The organism is Fictibacillus sp. B-59209 (assembly GCF_036216745.1).
In the GTDB taxonomy this organism is placed as follows: domain Bacteria; phylum Bacillota; class Bacilli; order Bacillales; family Fictibacillaceae; genus Fictibacillus_C; species Fictibacillus_C marinisediminis.
On sequence record NZ_JARMMC010000008.1, the window covers coordinates 79,945 to 97,360 of the forward strand.

At 42.7% G+C, this 17,416-nt stretch carries 18 protein-coding genes and 2 pseudogenes; 13 read left to right on the top strand and 7 right to left on the bottom strand.

What is annotated here, in order from left to right; genetic code table 11:
- Positions 1–74 precede the first annotated feature (74 nt).
- Positions 75–1,601, bottom strand: coding sequence for an FAD-dependent monooxygenase (locus P4361_RS05675; protein ID WP_328088564.1), 1,527 nt, complete (start codon positions 1,599–1,601; stop codon positions 75–77).
- Between the two features lie 273 nt (positions 1,602–1,874).
- On the opposite strand from P4361_RS05675, the gene P4361_RS05680 reads away from it, so the two are divergent.
- The 5 genes from P4361_RS05680 (at position 1,875) to P4361_RS05695 (ending at position 7,760) form a co-directional block, all read left to right on the top strand.
- The gene (locus P4361_RS05680; protein WP_328088565.1) at positions 1,875–2,471 is read left to right on the top strand and encodes a GNAT family N-acetyltransferase; all 597 of its coding nucleotides are present in this window, start codon (positions 1,875–1,877) and stop codon (positions 2,469–2,471) included.
- Positions 2,472–2,694: 223 nt separating this feature from the next.
- Positions 2,695–5,910: an SNF2 helicase associated domain-containing protein gene (locus P4361_RS05685; protein ID WP_328088566.1), complete on the top strand. Its 3,216-nt coding sequence runs from the start codon at positions 2,695–2,697 to the stop codon at positions 5,908–5,910.
- Positions 5,911–6,175: 265 nt separating this feature from the next.
- A complete protein-coding gene (locus P4361_RS23195) occupies positions 6,176–6,292 on the top strand; it encodes an alpha/beta fold hydrolase (protein WP_425590226.1) in 117 nt (38 codons plus the stop codon).
- Between the two features lie 92 nt (positions 6,293–6,384).
- Entirely contained in the window at positions 6,385–6,729 is a 345-nt protein-coding gene (locus tag P4361_RS05690) for a helix-turn-helix domain-containing protein (RefSeq protein ID WP_062239339.1), read from the top strand.
- A 365-nt stretch (positions 6,730–7,094) separates the two neighbouring features.
- Positions 7,095–7,760: an O-methyltransferase gene (locus tag P4361_RS05695; RefSeq protein WP_328088567.1), complete on the top strand. Its 666-nt coding sequence runs from the start codon at positions 7,095–7,097 to the stop codon at positions 7,758–7,760.
- A 112-nt stretch (positions 7,761–7,872) separates the two neighbouring features.
- Here P4361_RS05695 and P4361_RS05700 read toward each other — a convergent pair whose 3' ends face one another.
- The gene (locus tag P4361_RS05700) at positions 7,873–8,397 is read right to left on the bottom strand and encodes a YfiT family bacillithiol transferase (protein ID WP_328088568.1); all 525 of its coding nucleotides are present in this window, start codon (positions 8,395–8,397) and stop codon (positions 7,873–7,875) included.
- Positions 8,398–8,509: 112 nt separating this feature from the next.
- On the opposite strand from P4361_RS05700, the gene P4361_RS05705 reads away from it, so the two are divergent.
- The 3 genes and pseudogenes from P4361_RS05705 (at position 8,510) to P4361_RS05710 (ending at position 9,847) form a co-directional block, all read left to right on the top strand.
- On the top strand, positions 8,510–8,902 hold the full coding sequence (locus tag P4361_RS05705; protein WP_091008916.1) for a VOC family protein: 393 nt from the start codon (positions 8,510–8,512) through the stop codon (positions 8,900–8,902).
- Between the two features lie 154 nt (positions 8,903–9,056).
- Positions 9,057–9,224 (top strand): annotated as a pseudogene (locus P4361_RS23200) (SMI1/KNR4 family protein); the annotation flags it as partial.
- An 11-nt stretch (positions 9,225–9,235) separates the two neighbouring features.
- On the top strand, positions 9,236–9,847 hold the full coding sequence (locus P4361_RS05710) for a kinase (RefSeq protein ID WP_425590230.1): 612 nt from the start codon (positions 9,236–9,238) through the stop codon (positions 9,845–9,847).
- Here the strand turns inward: P4361_RS05710 and P4361_RS05715 are convergent, their stop codons facing one another.
- From P4361_RS05715 to P4361_RS05725, 3 genes are all read right to left on the bottom strand, one after another.
- Positions 9,848–10,591 (bottom strand): alpha/beta fold hydrolase, encoded by a 744-nt coding sequence (locus P4361_RS05715; RefSeq protein ID WP_328088570.1) that lies wholly within the window; start codon positions 10,589–10,591, stop codon positions 9,848–9,850.
- Between the two features lie 222 nt (positions 10,592–10,813).
- Positions 10,814–11,680, bottom strand: a complete 867-nt coding sequence (locus P4361_RS05720) for an RNA polymerase sigma-70 factor (protein ID WP_328088781.1) — start codon at positions 11,678–11,680, stop codon at positions 10,814–10,816.
- Between the two features lie 10 nt (positions 11,681–11,690).
- The gene (locus tag P4361_RS05725; RefSeq protein WP_328088571.1) at positions 11,691–12,980 is read right to left on the bottom strand and encodes a phytoene desaturase family protein; all 1,290 of its coding nucleotides are present in this window, start codon (positions 12,978–12,980) and stop codon (positions 11,691–11,693) included.
- 120 nt (positions 12,981–13,100) lie between these two features.
- On the opposite strand from P4361_RS05725, the gene P4361_RS05730 reads away from it, so the two are divergent.
- From P4361_RS05730 to P4361_RS05740, 3 genes and pseudogenes are all read left to right on the top strand, one after another.
- Positions 13,101–13,367, top strand: coding sequence for a hypothetical protein (locus P4361_RS05730; RefSeq protein ID WP_265408102.1), 267 nt, complete (start codon positions 13,101–13,103; stop codon positions 13,365–13,367).
- Positions 13,368–13,509: 142 nt separating this feature from the next.
- Positions 13,510–13,714, top strand: a pseudogene (locus P4361_RS05735) (VOC family protein); the annotation flags it as partial.
- A 178-nt stretch (positions 13,715–13,892) separates the two neighbouring features.
- A complete protein-coding gene (locus tag P4361_RS05740; RefSeq protein WP_328088572.1) occupies positions 13,893–14,843 on the top strand; it encodes a nucleoside hydrolase in 951 nt (316 codons plus the stop codon).
- Positions 14,844–15,037: 194 nt separating this feature from the next.
- Here P4361_RS05740 and P4361_RS05745 read toward each other — a convergent pair whose 3' ends face one another.
- Entirely contained in the window at positions 15,038–15,634 is a 597-nt protein-coding gene (locus P4361_RS05745; protein ID WP_328088573.1) for a YitT family protein, read from the bottom strand.
- Between the two features lie 38 nt (positions 15,635–15,672).
- Positions 15,673–16,098, bottom strand: a complete 426-nt coding sequence (locus tag P4361_RS05750; protein WP_328088574.1) for a GNAT family N-acetyltransferase — start codon at positions 16,096–16,098, stop codon at positions 15,673–15,675.
- A gap of 238 nt (positions 16,099–16,336) precedes the next feature.
- Here P4361_RS05750 and P4361_RS05755 point away from each other — a divergent pair, with 238 nt between their 5' ends.
- Positions 16,337–16,798, top strand: a complete 462-nt coding sequence (locus P4361_RS05755) for a hypothetical protein (RefSeq protein ID WP_328088575.1) — start codon at positions 16,337–16,339, stop codon at positions 16,796–16,798.
- A gap of 123 nt (positions 16,799–16,921) precedes the next feature.
- Positions 16,922–17,401 (top strand): MFS transporter, encoded by a 480-nt coding sequence (locus P4361_RS05760; RefSeq protein WP_328088576.1) that lies wholly within the window; start codon positions 16,922–16,924, stop codon positions 17,399–17,401.
- The last annotated feature ends 15 nt before the right edge of the window (positions 17,402–17,416 follow it).

A 17,416-nucleotide genomic window follows, 5' to 3' on the forward strand; every position in this document is an offset into this window, starting at 1 on the left:
GCATCCATTTTTAGCCTTCTGCCTATCAAAAATTAGAGTGTATTACATAAGTAAATGTGATACACTCTTTGTTTTTATATCGACATTAAGGGACGAATCCTGAACTTCTCAAAAAACTGCTTCAGTTTCTCTATGTTTTGGGTATCATCCGCAAGAGCGACGTATCCATCCGGCCGGACAGCATATAAGGAATCCTTTTTAAGGCCAACATCCTCCATTCCAGGCTGCCACACAAAGGTATGAATCGCAAAGCCTGCGCTTTTACCATATTCCCGAATATCCGCATGAATTTCACCGTATACATGAATCTGCCAGTCCATTGTTTTCAACGGATCGAAATTGTTGCCGCTCTTTGTCTGAATCCAGGGCAAGCGGTCGCCTCCGTGGATTTTTCCTGCTTTTCCCATGCTCAGTGCGCTGTCACGGTATTCGATCCGTGTTTGTGATACGGTATTAAAGGCAGCCCTGCGTGCGGCAGTGAAACCAAGCAGCAATGGAGCGACATAGGGAATCAACACCGTACGGAACAGCCGGTTACGAGTATTGCGTCCTACTATCATTTGAAAGGCACGGTCGGTTGTTGAAACGAGTGTGCGGGCAAAGGCGATCCGTTCTGTTTCATACGTCTCAAGGATCTCAGGTTCTGCCTTGCCTTTCAGAACCCATGCAAGCTTCCACGATAGATTAACCGCATCCCCAATACCGGTGTTCATCCCCTGTCCGCCTGCAGGACTATGAATATGGCCGGCATCTCCAGCTATAAAGCAGCGGCCCTTTCTAAAATGCTCACTGACCCGATGATGAACATGATAGGTTGAGAACCAATTGACTTTATTAACTTTTAAACCAATCTGATTTTCAGCGTAAGGCTGGATCTCATCGAATGTAATCGACGTGGACTGCTCAAGCTCACGGGGGATGATGCCGATCAGTCGGATCATTGCCGTACTTCTGACCGGCATATACAAACAGAACCCCCTTTCACTGAGATGTACTTTTAGTGAGCGGTCATGTGTTTCTTTATTTGATGACTCCACATCAGCCACATAAAAAAGCTGTTCGTACGTTCCTCCGGCAAAGTCGAAGCCCAACCCTTTTCGTACGGTACTGTGGGCGCCGTCACATCCGCATAAATAGTGGAATTCAGCGGTTTCCTCCATACCGTCTTTCTTCAAAACGGTGCGGACTCCTTCGCTGTCATCCGTAAAAGAACCCAGCTCGGTGTTCCACTCAATGGTGACACCAGCCTTTTTAAGCTGTTCCACTAGAAATTGTTCGTGGACATCCTGAGGAAAACTTAAGGCAAAAGGAAAAGGGCTGATGTCCTTGCCAAGATCGCTGAACTTGAATTCTGCTTTTTCTTTCGTTCCTTCACGAAGATGAACAGATTTCATCGGGATGCCGAGGCTTACCACTTCGTCCGCAATGCCTAATTGACGGTAAAACTCTAAAATCCTTGCATGGACGACCAATGCTCGAGATGCTTCACCAGGTCCGGAATGTTTTTCAATAATGCGGAATGGAATCCCCATTTTTGAGAGCTGAAGGGCCAGGACAAGCCCTGTTGGACCTGCCCCGACAATCAAGACTTGAGGATTCATATCATCGTCTCCTTTCAGAATTACTGTTTGATTTTTCGTTCACTTTAGGGGAAGCAGAACTGTTCCTCCCCTGATTGATTTAAGATTTGATTCGTGGATGAAGAAGGGGAAGGAATCTGCATAGAGATCTATTTTTGACTAAAATCCCTTGGGATGACAAGGGCTGCATAATACTTTCTGTCGTTTTTAGCCCATATGCCGTAAGAGTTGACGGATTCCCCCATATACGATGAGAAGTACCTATCATTAACCGGCTGCTTAGGAGAAGAAGGTATGAGGGCGCAATTTGTAGAATTGTTATTACGAAAATATTGGTATGGGAGAGGTAACTTGAAAATAGATAAAGTATTTGAATATGATATTACTAATGATCTTTCGGTGCGTATACAAGAATTATTAAATGGCAGTTTTCCAGATGTCTATCCAACGAATAGAATTTACTTTAAGCAGTTACCGCATTTTAGATTTCTAGCTTTTAACGAGGAAAGTCAACTCATAGGACATGTAGGACTGGATTACAGAGTGATGAATTTAAACGGAAAGCCACTAAAAATACTCGGTGTAATTGATTTGTGTGTTTCGCAAAACGCCCGCTCACAGGGTATTGGTTCGAGGCTGCTTTTAGAAATTGAAAGGTTTTCTCAGGGACGCGATATTGATTTTATACTCTTATTTGCAGATAACATGGACTTATATTTAAGAAATGGATATCAATCAGTTAGAAATAAATGCAAATGGATGCAAATTAATCATGAAACCCAATTTACAAATGGTATAGGTACTGAACAAATTGATGAATTAATGATTAAGCAAGTCGGCATGACCAATTGGAGTGAAGGGAATCTTGATTTATTAGGTTATCTTTATTGAGCTATGGGTGAATAGCAGTGTTGCAGGAGAGGAGCTAGATTGATTAGCTCTTTTTTATTGTATCAAAGGACAGGCTGATGATACACACAAAAAACCATTTTATCATCTCATAGTAAAGCCGTATAGGTGGAGTCATTGATTGATAAAACCTCGCATATTTTCGGGATTTTTACTATCATATAACTAGCAGAGTCGAAACATCCTGAGGAAGGGGCCAAAACATTTGAACATCAAACTCAACCATAGCATCATCAAAGAAAAGTGCGGTACGGTCTCCTTCAAAAAAGGAGACTCTTTTTATCGAGCGGATAAAGTGTACTTTGAAAGTTACAGTATGGATGCTTGTAAAGCAGCAGTTACAGGAACACAGGATTTTCATGTCACCATTGAACGGGAAATGAACGGAGGCTTTCGGTCTGAATGCAGTTGTCCGACACTGGCTTCTTTTCAAAAGGATTGTCAGCACGTTGCAGCCGTTTTACTTGCGATTTACCATCACCAGCAACAAGGGACAGTTCCTCTGATTTCCGGTCGACATCTTTCTGTATCTCTGGAAAATCAAGAACTGACAGAAGATTTTCTGACACTTTTTAATGATCAGCACAAGCGATCAAGCAGGCATCAGCTTCATTTTGAAAAAAGGCAAGTGCTTGATGTCGAGTTTACCTGCAAACCCGTGGAAGTAAGCAAAGGACAAACCGTTTTAGGCCTAGAGGTGAAAATCGGTCCGGTTAAAGTGCAGCACATCCGGGACTTTCTTCAACGTGTGAAAGAAGGGAGTATCAGCCCGCTTTCCCTTTCATTCACATTTGATCCGAGCCTCCATTGCTTTCAAATGGAAAACGATGCGGTACTTCAACAGCTTATAAAAGCCATGCATGATGAACAGATATATATCGATGAACTGTTAGACCGGCCGAACGAGGTTACTCATAACAACACCTTATTTATCACTCCTTCTTCTTGGGACATGCTGTTGCCTTTGCTTGAGAAAGCACCAATTGTAAAGCTGGAGTATGGCAACACGTATAGAAGGTTTCGGACATCGAAAGAACCGCTGTCTCTACAGTTTGACTTTGGAGAGTCGCAAGGGGAGAACTATCATTTGAAGATTGAAGGACTAAGTCAGATGGTCGTGTTACATTCCTATCGCTCTGTCCTTTCAGTTGGAAAACTGTTTCAGTTAAAAAGTGATGACTGCTCACGCCTTTCAGAACTGAAACGAATGCTGGATGCATCAAGAACGAATGTCATACCGATTTCTCAGAAGCAGATGGGGATTTTTTTAGAAAAAGTCATTCCAGGTTTGAAACGCCTCGGGGAAGTTCACGTATCTCGTGCGATCACCGAGCAATTTGCCAAGATACCGTTAACAGCCAAACTATACTTGGATCGCGTGAAGAATCGACTCCTTGCCGGGCTGGAGTTTCATTATGAAAATATCGTCATTGATCCATTGGTCAGGCGTGATCTTCAGGAAAACTCCAAACTTATCAGAGATGTGGAGAAAGAGGAAATGATACTCAGGCTAATGGAAGAAAGCTCGTTTGCCAAGACAGATGGCGGATATTTTTTGCATAATGAAGAGCTGGAATATGAGTTTTTATATCATGTTGTTCCTAAACTCCAAAAGATCGCCCAAATCTATGCAACCACTTCTGTGAGAAATCGTATTTTCAGAGAGAATGCACGGCCGCAGATTAGAGTAAAGCTCAAAAAAGAACGGACCAATTGGCTGGAATTCAAATTTGATATCGATGGCATTCCTGAAGGACAAATACGAGATGTTCTTTTAGCACTAGAGGAGAAAAGAAAATATTACCGTTTGAGAAACGGCTCGCTGCTTTCATTAGAAACTAGGGAATTTGAAGAAATTCAACGTTTTCTGTATGCCTTGCCTGTTCCAAATCATGATCTGGAACAAGGCCTCGATCTACCCTTCATTCAGGGAATGCAAATGCTTGATACTGCTGAGGATCGTACGTTTGATTTGGAGAAATCTTTCCTTCAATTTTTGGAAAACCTGCGAAATCCGGGCGGCTTGGCATTCGAGGTCCCTGGAGACTTGGAACCGATCTTGCGAGATTATCAAAAACAAGGGTACCAATGGATGAAAACACTTGCCAGGTATGGATTTGGCGGGATCCTTGCTGATGATATGGGATTGGGAAAAACGCTGCAAAGCATCACATTCATCGTATCGGTGCTTCAGGATATTCGTGAAAAGAAGTCTCCGGTCCTAATTGTCTGCCCGTCTTCTTTGACGTACAACTGGCTGAGTGAAATGAAAAAATTCGCTCCAGACATACAATCTGTTGTGGTTGATGGCGGTAAAGCAGAGAGATTAGCATTCATTAAGGAAGCATTGGCTCATGATGTTATCATCACCTCTTATCCCTTGTTGCGCAAGGACATCGGGTGGTATGAGAAACAAGCCTTTCACACGGTATTTTTTGATGAGGCACAGGCTTTTAAAAATCCTGTGACGCAAACGGCACGAGCTGTGAAGAAGATCAAGGCTGATCATCGATTCGCGCTTACAGGTACACCAGTGGAGAATTCGCTGGAAGAACTGTGGTCGATCTTTCATGTTGTCTTTCCTGAGCTATTGCGCGGATTAAAGGAATTTAGTAATCTTCCAAAGAAAACCATTACACGAAGAATCTCTCCATTCTTGATGCGACGGTTAAAAGAGGATGTCCTGATGGAACTTCCTGAAAAAACGGAGTCCATGGAATCAGTTGAATTGCTTCCTGAACAGAAGAAACTGTATACAGCCTATTTGGCGAAGCTGCGGCACGACACATTAAAGCATCTGGACAAAGATACACTTCGGAAAAATCGCATCAAAATTCTTGCTGGTTTGACGCGTTTACGGCAGATTTGCTGCCATCCCGCTTTATTCGTAGACAGTTACAAAGGGACATCAGGGAAATTTAAGCAGCTCATGCAGATTGTAGAGGAATCCAAGCTATCTGGAAGAAGGGTGCTGATCTTCTCTCAATTTACGAAAATGCTGGAGCTCATAGGAAGGGAATTAGCGAACCAAGGCCTTCCTTTTTTCTATTTGGATGGACAAACTCCCTCCATGGAACGGGTGGAGCTATGCAATCGATTCAATTCAGGTGAACGTGATCTATTTCTCATTTCCTTGAAAGCGGGAGGGACAGGCCTTAACTTGACGGGTGCTGATACGGTCATTCTGTATGATATATGGTGGAACCCTGCTGTCGAGGACCAGGCAGCTGACCGTGCCCATCGGATGGGGCAGACCAATGCCGTCCAGGTCATCAAACTGGTTACCCAAGGTACAATCGAAGAAAAAATGAATGAACTGCAAGAGAAAAAGAAAGATCTCATTGAAGAGATTATTGGCGTTGGGGAGAAGCCGGCTTCGTCCCTTACTGAAGAAGATATTCGGGAAATTTTGATGCTATAGAAATATGATTGTTGCTAATAGCGAGGCACTGCTGGATTGATTCCAGCGGTGCTTTATTGTATGTTCTTTTATGAAAATGACGTGATATGCAAGTAATCCTTGTCGAATCGCAAGTAACGGGTGTGAAATCGCAAGTAAACTCTGTCGAACCGCAAGTAAACGAGCCAAAGCCGCAAGTAAACCAGTCAAACCCGCAAGTAACGACCAAAACCGCCCACCGTAGCCCGTCTAGATCACTCTTATTCCTCCAAAGGATGGAAAAGAAGTGGCCAGTCTGATCCAGAAAGCAGCCTTCGTGGAGTTTGAGAAATCCGGGCATGCGCCGAGCGTGGAAGAGACGAAACGTTATACAGAAGTAATCAATAACTTTTTAAGATCTTAATCCTCAACTTTTATAGAAAAATTTTCCAAAAAATTGTATAGTTAAAATGAAAGGATGCATAAAGTTTTTAAAGTTGGAGGTTATGGGCGGGCATGAAAAATCATTCAGTTGCATTTTCTATTATTTGTTTAGCCATAGGAATCACAGCGGGAAGCTGGTTTATATCTGACGCACTTAGCCCCAAAGCAATCCATACAACTACCGGGGAAACTGCTCAAAAGCAACTATTAACACAGTCGGAGTTAGCGGAATATCTAGGGTTAACTGCAGAAGAAGTTAAGAAACTGGGTCCTCAACTAGATAGCGGAGATGACCTTGAGAGTGAGCTTCCATTTATTAAAGTGGGGAGCACGGTGTATTTCCCCAAAAAAGCAGTTGATAAATGGCTGCGAGAAACGCAATCTTTGATCATTGAAATAGAATCAATTAAGCAATAGGAAGTGGATGCATGGCAGTGAGCAGAAATGCTAAGACCATAATTCTTGTTATTTTAGGTTTTGTCATTGTGATTTTTCTCTTCAGAGAATGGGGATAGATGCTCATTTTGCTTTTTATAATTTTGTTCCCTTTTTAACGGCCTATATTCTTCCCTGGATTGCCCTCTATTGGCTGATCCGGCTGGTCAAAGTGATAGAATCCAAGAATTACAATTAAGAAGGCTGCATGAAGCAGTCTTCTTTTTAATGGAAAAGTGATTCCGCAGCAATGGCTGGTAACATATCGCTCCTGCAGAAGGAAAAGCAAGGATGACAGCGAAAGTAAAGATTTGTAGATATAGAATGGGATAAAAGGAGAGAGCGCAATGGAGGAAACGTGGAGTAATGTCGATGCTTATTTCAGCTCAAAGCTTCATGGAGCTGATCCGGATTTGGATTATGTTCTGAAAGCCAACAGTAAGGCTGGTTTACCGTCAATAGATGTCTCACCCAGTCAAGGGAAGTTTCTTTATCTGCTGACCAAGTTAAAAGGAGCAAAACACATCCTTGAAATTGGTACGCTTGGCGGCTACAGCAGTATTTGGATGGCACGTGCGCTGCCGGAAGACGGACGTCTCATTACCTTGGAATACAGCCAAAAGCATGCAGATGTAGCGAGGGAGAACATCAGGAAAGCAGGACTGGACCACAAAATTGAAGTGCTTGTAGGTCCTGCCCTTGAATCTTTGCCAACGCTGAAGGAAAAAGGATTCTCTTCTTTTGAATTTATTTTTATTGATGCTGATAAGCCAAACAACCCTAACTACTTAAAGTGGGCGCTGATGCTTTCTAAGCCAGGTACAGTAATCATTGGAGACAACGTAGTGCGTGATGGAAAAGTAGTGGATGGCAACAGTCAGGATTCCAGTGTTCAGGGTTCACGAGTATTGATGGATCTTTTGGCCAATGAGCCGAGGATCGAAGCGACAGCGATGCAGACGGTAGGAAGCAAAGGCTACGATGGGTTTGTTTTTGGCATTGTAAAAGAGTGAGGAAAACACATATGATCGAACTTCGGAAATTACCACTGACAAACAATAGAAAGAGGAGAGAGTTCTGTAGTATAGAAGAAAAAGCCAACGAATAAATCATTGGCTGTTTTATTTACCAGCCTGACCGCTGGCGGAGCGACGTGATATGAGCGATATGATGACGGCTGTGCCAGGAATACAACCCGATGTTCTGCGCTAGTGTTACTACTCCGGAATCGGGATGAGTGAAGGTCTTTTCAAGTTCAGCAGTGGTTAGCGATTTAAGCAGTACAATCCAGCGTTCATGGAGAGCTTCCAGCAATTGAATAGAAACCGCAATCGGAAGTTTAGAATCTGGAAGCTCGGCCCATTGATTTTCCATGTAAGGCCTGATGACTGGATTCTCTTCTGTGAGCGCCAGTTTAAAGCGTGTATAGCTGTTAAGGTGGCTATCAGGCAAGTGGTGGACAACCTGCCGTACAGTCCAGCCTCCAGGACGATAAGGAGTATCCAATTGTTCTTCTGTAAGATCGTTAACTGCTTCTTTCAGCTGATTCGGCGCTGACTCAATGTCATGTATCCATTCTTCAATCTTTTTTGCAGTGATGTTTTGGTCTAGTGCAAATAACCCAACCGGATAGCGTAAATCTATCTTCATTCGTTACACCTCACTTAACTTAGTAGAAAGTCATCTATTACTATTATACATAAGCATGCAGGTTGTGGATTAAAGTGTTCGTTAATTTAAATATGCAGGGAGTTGAGTGGAAATGTCCAAAGTAACACCTTTTTTAATGTTCGAAGGCCAAGCAGAGGAAGCGATGAACTTTTATGTTTCACTCTTTGATGATTCAGAGATTACAAAGATTACTCGATACGGTGCAAATGAGGGAGGAGCAGAAGGTTCAGTGATGAAGGCGGAGTTCAGCTTAAACGGGCAGCGGTTTCTCTGTATCGACAGCAGTGTGAAGCATGAATTTACCTTTACACCTTCCATCTCTATGTATGTAACCTGTGATACAGAAGAAGAGATTGATAGAGTCTTTCAGAAATTGTCAGAGGACGGACAAGTCTTAATGCCGCTAGGCTCCTATCCATTTAGCAGGAAGTTTGGCTGGACCTCGGACAAGTTCGGTGTCTCATGGCAGGTGACCCTAGCGTGACACATGGTGCCAGGCACCCCAATTACACAAGTGTGTAATTCAGGTGCCTGGCACCTAGAGTTGAATCGAAGACGATTACGGAGAGTTTATGGAGCCATTTGTACAAGAGACTATTGCTGGATCAAATGATTGACCTTGAAAAACTTAAAGATGAGAACCAAATTATTTAATGCTTCTTGATTTTTTAGAGCTTATTCCGTTAAATTCAAACTTTGAGATCTTTCTTAATCGTTATATCCTATCTCAAGGAGCAGCTTTTTGGGAGTGGCCGATTTTTACAGCTGAAAATTTTTATAACAAAGGTAATAGTGAAAGAGTGTAAAAAGCATGCAGATAAATATATCTTCTATCATCAAAAAAATCCCAAAGCTAAAAACAGGCCAGCGCTTCATCCTTGGAATCGATGGCCTAAGCCGCTCAGGAAAAAGCACCTTGGCAAAAGATTTACAACACCATCTCATTCAAAATGAAATTCCACACTTTTTGATTCATATTGACAATCATATCGTGGAAAGGGAAAAGCGCTATCACACCGGCCGGGAGGAGTGGGCCGAGTATTATCATCTTCAGTGGGATGTAAAAGAGCTTACTCGAAGCATGTTTAGCCGACTAAAAAACGGCAGCTCGCTTGAGGTCTCATTTTATAATAACGATTCCGATACCCTCAGCCTTCAGGAAGTTCAACTTCCAGAAACCTGTCTCATCATCATCGAAGGCGTATTTCTTCAAAGGGAAGAATGGAGACCGTTCTTAGATTATCTCGTATATCTGGATTGCCCGAAAGAGACAAGATTTCTGCGGGAAAGTGAAAGAACGCAGCAAAACATTATGAAATTCCAAAATCGATATTGGCCGGCGGAAGATTATTATCTTAAAACCGTAAGGCCGAATCAACAGGCGGATCTTGTTCTGTACAATAACCACATGAAAAAACCAGCACTGTGACTAGTGCTGGTTTTCTTTATTGAGCCAGGATAGGATTTCTTTGCTCACCTGATCCTGCTGTTTCTTGTTGGAGATACGTGCTTTTTTGTCACCGGCTTGAGGACCGTACATGCCAAACTGGGCATTATTCCCGCCTTTGATTTCAAAGTAGGTGGTATCAGCCGGATTAAACGATTTGTTGCCGTTGATCTTTGCTTTTGTGCTCAAGCCGTCTCGTTCTCCATAGATAGAAAGAAGAGGGAAGTGGGCATTCGATAAATTTGAACCTTCCGTTGTATAGGAACCAAGGAAGATCAACCCTTTAATCTTATTTGGGTGTTTCAAGGCATAAGCGGAAGCTGCTGATCCGCCCAGTGAATGGCCGGCAATATACCACTTCTTAATATCAGGATTAGCTTTCATCGCCTCTTCGGCTTTGTTTTTGCCGAGTAGAGCCAGGTTCAGCGGCATTTCCGGTATGACAACGAGATACCCGGCATCAGCTACCTTTTTCGCCCAGTAGGAATAGGCGGTTGGCTCTACTTTAGCTCCAGGGTAAAAAATCACACCATCCCTTGGTTCCTTGTTTTTCGGTTTGAAAATATACAGGCCGTCTTTATGCTGGACCTCATTTTTAACGTCCACTAATTGGTTCAATTGAGCCGTTGGTTTAAAGGTCTTCTGCGTCCAGATGAAAAAGCCGCCGGCATAGACAACAAGCAAGATTAACAAAATGATAAGGACAAGCTTCAGTTTCTTATTCAAGTAAATCCTCCACGTGTTCTCCAGATTCGGAAGTTGTTCTAGTATACCTTGTTAGTATGAACATAAATTGTAATCCTGACAACAAAAGAGGACCTCATTATAGGTCCTCATCAAAAATCAAAATGCTCCTGCAGAATGGGTCAGGTCATAGCTGTGGCTCGAACGGGGGATTCATAAGCAAAGATAAAAAGATTGCTCTCTTGTGAGAAAGCAGTCTTTTTTTTAGGCAGAGATATGAGTAAGTTTATCGGGATTCATGACCGAGTAGATGTTTTGAATTCTATTATTCTCAATATGAAGGGACATGACAGCATAGACACGCCCGCCAACCGCTAAAATCATTCCAGGTTCGCTGTTTACCGTAGTAAAGGTATAGCTGACGTCTTTCGGAAGCTTTGGCAAAATGCCTTGGTAAAAGCGTGAAATGCGGTCTGCTCCAAGGATCGGGAAGATAGCTGCTTTTATTTTTCCGCCTCCGTCTGTGACCAGGGTAGCGTCAACTGACAACAGGCTGAGCAATGTATCGGTATCTCCGGAAGTGAGTGCACGAAAGAACTGTTCGGTGAGTGACGCTCCTTTTTTCGTTATTTTCTTTTCTTCAGAAGGACTTCCGATGCTTTTCTTCGCCCGATGAAAGATCTGCCGGCAATTCGTGCTGCTTTTGCCAACCATTTCAGCAATAACCTCATAATTGTACTGTAAGACTTCCTTAAGGAGAAACACCGCTCGCTCTGTTTCTGACAACTGCTGAAGCAGAAGCAAGTAAGCCATGGATACTGATTCTTTCATAAACATTTGATGGGCCGGATCTTCACTTTGGGTGTTCTCTGTAAGCAGCGGCTCAGGCAGCCACTCTCCAACATACTGTTCTCTTTTCTTTCGAGAAGACTTCAGCCGATCGATACAGCGGTTGGTTACCATTTTGCATAGATAGGCTTTAATATTCTGAATGTGCTCGGCCTCTGTTCCATTTAATGCGATAAATGTATCCTGGATGATGTCCTCGGCGTCCTGTACACTGCCCAGCATTCGGTACGCCAAGGAAAAAAGAAGTGGGCGATGTGTGGTATAAAGCATTTCTGTATCGATCGGACTCACGTTATGCCTCCTTTTGAATTCCACGGTTCAAAGCTTCCTGAACAATGGCTGATGCGGCTCTTTTTGCACTTGCAAATGCCGCATCTACGAGCATTTCGCCATGGCCAGCGCCATCTCCTGCAATATAAAATCCAGGAATTTCCGGGACGGATGGACCATAGGAAAGGTGATGGTTCATCGCACAGGAATCTTGCATCACGGCAATGTGCGGAAGGAATTGATAGGCTTTCAGTTCCTTTCTCCAGCCGGGCTGCAGCATCTCTAATACATGTTCCAGCTCCTGTTTACATTCTATTGCATTATTCACCTGTTCTGTCCCCAAGTATTTAATGAGCTGACAGACTACTGAACCGTCTTCACTTAAACGGGCAGCTCTAGAATGATTGGAAAATAAAATGTGTTGATCCACTCCAATCGCAAACTGCTGGTTCGGATTCGGAAGAGCGTGCAGCGAGACATCAAGACAAGCAGCAAACACCGGTTTTGCCCTTTCCCTCCAGGCTGAGAGAGAAGTATTTTCAGCTCCTTCTATCAGTCTGAACGTTTGCTCCGGGCTTGCAGTAGATAGTACAGAATGCGCATTAATCGTTTCACCGTTAGACAATGAGAGGGTAAAAGAATCGTTCTTTAGGACAGAAGAGGCGGATTGATGAGTGAGGATTGTTACGCCTGCTTTTATCGCTATCTCTTTTAATGCTTCAATTATGGTTTGCCAGCCGCCATCTACATAAACGACACCGTTCAGGCCTCTCAATACCTGCTGGATTACCGCATCGGCTCTTTGTTCATCCGGGCCAATGCAATAGGTTGATGTTCGGCATAACGCGTAAAAAACGTGTCTGACCATGGGATCTTTAATTTCAGCTTCTGCCCATTGTCTCAAACTCATATCTCCCATTGTTTTAGCATTGATTTTTTTCAGTTTGACCAAAAGCTTTCCTAATTCCATTTTCCCTGGCCAAGAAAGAAGCCTGGTGGAAAGCAGAGAGCTTAAGCTGCCCGGAAGCGTATATAAAGATTGATTCCAGATGGCACTCCCTTTCGTTTCCGGCACACTTCCTGGTGGTTTAATCCCAAGCTCGTTTAGTATCGCTTCCGCCTCACCACCTTTATAGAGAGCATGCCCGCCAAGGTTAAGATAGGCTCCATTTTTTTGGACCGTTTGCGCCCGGCCGCCCAGTTGTTTTCCTTTTTCAATGACCACGGTTGAAATTCCGTCTTTGGCTAAATAAACAGCAGCCGTTAACCCTGCAATTCCTCCGCCAATGATCGCTGTTTCAAATGTTCTCATAAGATCACCACTTTCTCTTTTACAAACAAGACGAGAAAAGGCCATCATCTGTGACAAAAAGAAGAGAAAATTTTATGACAAAGGGTAAACTAACAAAAATGAAGCAAGGGAGTGGAATACATGCAAATGAACGGGAACATTATCTCTGGTGAATTTGATGAGGGAATGAACGAGTTTTCGCTTCAGCAAGTGAAGCATCTTACAACACAATCTACACTGTCAGTCAGCCAGTTAAATAAACTTTACGGTTATCTGCAAAAACATCAAAGTGATTTGGATGGCCAGGTGATCACCCTTTATGATGCAATGCCGATCAGACTGAGCCAGGAGGAAATTGGCCTGCTGCTGCAGGACTTAGGGAACATTCAATCTCTATATCAGCAGTAAGCAACTTTTTTGGAAGAGATAAAATAACTAAGATTTAGGAGGGGGAAAAACTGAAATGGCACTTGCTGTTATGACGGCAATCTACTATGTGTTTTTATTGATCATAGGGGCAAGGACAAACCATTTCTTTAAAAGCTTTTTTCCTGACGGGGCAACCAGAATCACGAATTCAATCGAAGTATCTTCAGGCGACGAATACATAAAAAAGGTTACAGAAAAATGGCGGACAAGTGGTTGTACCTAAAACCGCTATTCCAAATATGGGTTACTTTGCTTATTGTTTAGATAACCAGGGAATCCTGTTTGAAATATCCGAAGTGAATGCTAATGCATATGTGAGTTCTTAATAAAAATGGGCTCCCAAATTAATCGACGCCTTTTTACGGTTTTTTTCTAATTGAACTAAAAGGAAAGTTATTTAGAGAGGAAGGAAATCCTGAAGGTATTTATTGTGGAAACTTTTATCCACGGAGCATATGGGTGATCTTTGGTGTCATATACATTTAGAGAAATGGAGGAATGTGTATGCCCAAAAAGGTTCTTCTTTTTACGGATTTGGGAATAGACGATGCTTTTGCTCTCATATATGCTTTCTTCCGCAAAGAAGAAGTGCAAATATTGGGTATCGTAGCTGACTATGGTAATGTATCCAGAGTTGATGTTATTAGGAATATTAATTATATAAAGTTCATTATGGGACAAGAAAAAGTACCTGTATTTCTTGGTGCTTCTGTCCCTTTAACGGGTATTTCGGTACAGTATTTTCCTGAAGTACACGGCAAAGTTGGATTAGGACCAATCATTCCCCCCGAGATTCCTTATCCTGTATTCCCTTTTAATGATATCTACAAGATCATTGATGCAAATATTGAGGATCTATCAATCATCAACCTTGGAAGACTTTCTTCATTAGCAACCGCATTTGTTCTTAATTTAGAAAAGATGAGAAACGTTAAGGAATATATCTGCATGGGAGGAGCCTTCTTTGTTCCTGGAAATGTAACGGCCGTAGCTGAAGCCAATTTTTACTCTGATCCTTATGCAGCGAACCTCGTCTTGCAACATGCAAAAAATTTGACGCTTATCCCATTAAACGTCACTCAGTATGCACTTGTTACTCCCGAAATGGTTCAAACCATCCACAGATTTCACCAAAACACAAAGGACCCCGCAGGACTCATCATTAAACCGATGTTGGACTACTACTACAATTTTTACTCTAAATCTAATCCAGGCATAAAAGGAAGTCCGATGCATGATTTTATGACCATTTGGTATCTGTTAAATCCTAATTTTGTTAGCCTTACAAAAATTCCTATAAAAGTAATACCAGATCGGGGGGAGGGATTTGGTCAAAGCATTGCCGACTTGCGTTTTACAACAAACCCAGAGTATAAAATACATAGTGTGGCTGTTCACTTTAATTATGAGGCATTTAAAAAAAGCATTATGGATACTCTTTTAATATGGAGATAGAAGGTTTTCTCTAACTAACTTTTGAACTCCAATCCATTCACCTATGTTAAGGGGAATAAGTTAAATAAAGAGCGTAGCTATCGTCTGAGTCTTACAATTTGTGCGTGATGGGATTATTAAGAGAAGATTTTCAACTGGCAGCTTTTCTTTTTTGAACTAAAGCATCTGGTTAGTTGAACAAGAATAAGCGGTATTTATGTCTGATACAGTCTGATGGCATAGGGCATGAAAAAGGAGAGTATGGTTCCATTAAGGAAAGCGGTTAAAAACGTTCCGATGCCGATGGGTCCGTGGAGTAGAAAGGCGAGCGAGAGAATCACAACACTGATGACCAGCCGGGAGACAGCGATCGTCCAGCCGGCCTGTTTTTGAAGGATGAGCATGAGCCGGTCAAGAGGAATGGGTGCAAATTCAGCTTGTAAATAGAGTGATGTTCCGATACCAATGAACACCATACCCAAAGCGAGCAGTGAAAATTGAGAGAAGTACGTTACGGGTTTCAGCCACCCTTCGAGAGTGAAAAGCCAGAAATCGATGCCAGCACCAGTAATTGAGGCAGTCAGTAAAGCCAAGTATTCAGGCCGGGTCCGGCTAGCAGCTGCATTTAAGAAGATCATCAACAGGGCAATAATAATCTCCCACGAGCCTACCGTGAGGCCGATGGTTCTAAACGATCCAACGAGAAGCGCGTCATATGGAGAAGTGCCGGAGTTTGAAAGAATGGTTAAGGAAATGCCAAGCGTTAGAACAATGATTCCTAAAGAAAAGAATGATGATTTTCTGAAAGTCATGGAGCAGCCCCTTTAACAAATTAAAACCTTGGAAAAGATTATCCAAGGTTTTTCTTCATTACTATATGCGGGATGCCATCTTCGATAAATACACCGGATGCGGATTTATAACCCAATTTTTCGTAAAAGGGCTCTGCTTGGGTCTGGCCGTGCAGTTTGGCAGCCGTTAGCCCCTTTTCTCTCGCACTTTCCTCAAGCGTGCTGATGATGATTTTACCAACACCGAACTTGCGATGGCTGGGAAGGACGCAGATCCGTTCAAATTTTGCCACGCCATCAACAATCTGCCATCTGCCAGTACCGACGGGGTGATCTCCGTCCATTACAAGAATATGCTCAGCCGCATCCTCGTGCTGATCAAATTCATCCTCAAGAGGAACGCCTTGTTCTTCGACGAACACCTTTTTCCGAATCTTAAAGGCATCTTCTCGTTCTTCTGCTGTTTTTACGTGTTTAGCTTCCATTCTTTCATCATCCTTTCTATTTACATCATAAATAATGTTCGTTTTTGTGGCAAAAGGGATGATTCGGAGAGCAGATTTTACGTGTTCGGGCGGCTGAGACTCTTATTCGGGCGGCACGAATTTCGCTTCCCGGAGTAAACCTAATTAATTCCAAGATCAACTATACCTTTCTTTTTTTACCGGTTCGAAATAAGTATAATAAAAGTAAATAAATGACAATCGGTGAGGGGGAAAGTGTATGACCAAGTTTTCCAGCAACCCTATCATTCTCTTTCTATTATGTCTTATCTTTATTTTTCTAGTAGATTTATTCACGCAAAGACCAGGGGCAGTCAGCGGAAATGGAAACCTGGGAATCATCCCGCTAGGCATCTCCATCATAATGTTCATACTGTTTGGGGTTGCCCTGCTCAAACAGTTAAAAAAACTAGACTTGAACAGAAGAACGTGCGTCATCATCCTGACCGTTTCTCTCCTATTCCTCTTGTTATCAACCGTATTAGAAATCAGATTTGTTACCAATCTAGTAAAGGACTTGGGTGGGCCGCCTACGGTTGAAAGCTCGGAGATCTACAGATTTAACTGGCTCAATCAAGGAACCAACACAATGTTTGTCAATGCGTATACCTTTTTGGCGTTCAACACCATGATTACATGTTTTTATATGGCATTCTTTTTATTACGGAAAAAATGTTTGTAAGGCTGCCTCCGCAGTCTATTTTTTATGTCGTGAAAGCCATCCTGTACAATGCATGTCATGTTAAAATATGGTGGGTACGTTAAATATTGTGCGGGTGGATCAGGAGAGGGGTTAAACAATAGAATGTGGAAGAACCGAAACTTTTTATTACTCATGTTTGGTGTAGCGGTTTCGAGTACCGGCCTATGGGTCGGGATCATCGGCAACCTGGAATTTTTGCAAAAGAACGTGGAGTCATCCTTTTTACAAGCATTGCTTCTATTATCGGGGTTTTTGGTCGGAGTATTCCTGGCTCCAATGGCTGGGAGAATTATTGATCGGGGAGATAAGAAAAAAATACTCATCTATGCGGGTCTTGCGCGGTCTTTCGCGATCGTTTTCATGTACCTAGCCATTGCCAACGATAATGTCTGGTGGATGCTAATCTACACGTTTATCATCGGAATTGCAGGGACGTTTTCCAATCCGGCCATGCAGACACTTATTCCGTTAATCGTGAAAAAAGAAAATCTGCTGCAGGCAAACGGTGTATACATGAACATTTTTACCGGTGCAAGAATTGCTGGGACAGCACTTGGAGGGGCGATGCTCGTCGGCATGTAAAGAACTTTATCCTAT

Coding starts and splice junctions, on each gene's coding strand:
- P4361_RS05675 (WP_328088564.1), bottom strand. CDS start 1,601: ATGAATCCTCAAGTCTTGATTGTCGGGGCAGGTCCAACAGGGCTTGTC.
- P4361_RS05680 (WP_328088565.1), top strand. CDS start 1,875: ATGAGGGCGCAATTTGTAGAATTGTTATTACGAAAATATTGGTATGGG.
- P4361_RS05690 (WP_062239339.1), top strand. CDS start 6,385: ATGAAAAATCATTCAGTTGCATTTTCTATTATTTGTTTAGCCATAGGA.
- P4361_RS05695 (WP_328088567.1), top strand. CDS start 7,095: ATGGAGGAAACGTGGAGTAATGTCGATGCTTATTTCAGCTCAAAGCTT.
- P4361_RS05700 (WP_328088568.1), bottom strand. CDS start 8,397: ATGAAGATAGATTTACGCTATCCGGTTGGGTTATTTGCACTAGACCAA.
- P4361_RS05705 (WP_091008916.1), top strand. CDS start 8,510: ATGTCCAAAGTAACACCTTTTTTAATGTTCGAAGGCCAAGCAGAGGAA.
- P4361_RS05725 (WP_328088571.1), bottom strand. CDS start 12,980: ATGAGAACATTTGAAACAGCGATCATTGGCGGAGGAATTGCAGGGTTA.
- P4361_RS05730 (WP_265408102.1), top strand. CDS start 13,101: ATGCAAATGAACGGGAACATTATCTCTGGTGAATTTGATGAGGGAATG.
- P4361_RS05740 (WP_328088572.1), top strand. CDS start 13,893: ATGCCCAAAAAGGTTCTTCTTTTTACGGATTTGGGAATAGACGATGCT.
- P4361_RS05745 (WP_328088573.1), bottom strand. CDS start 15,634: ATGACTTTCAGAAAATCATCATTCTTTTCTTTAGGAATCATTGTTCTA.
- P4361_RS05750 (WP_328088574.1), bottom strand. CDS start 16,098: ATGGAAGCTAAACACGTAAAAACAGCAGAAGAACGAGAAGATGCCTTT.
- P4361_RS05755 (WP_328088575.1), top strand. CDS start 16,337: ATGACCAAGTTTTCCAGCAACCCTATCATTCTCTTTCTATTATGTCTT.
- P4361_RS05760 (WP_328088576.1), top strand. CDS start 16,922: ATGTGGAAGAACCGAAACTTTTTATTACTCATGTTTGGTGTAGCGGTT.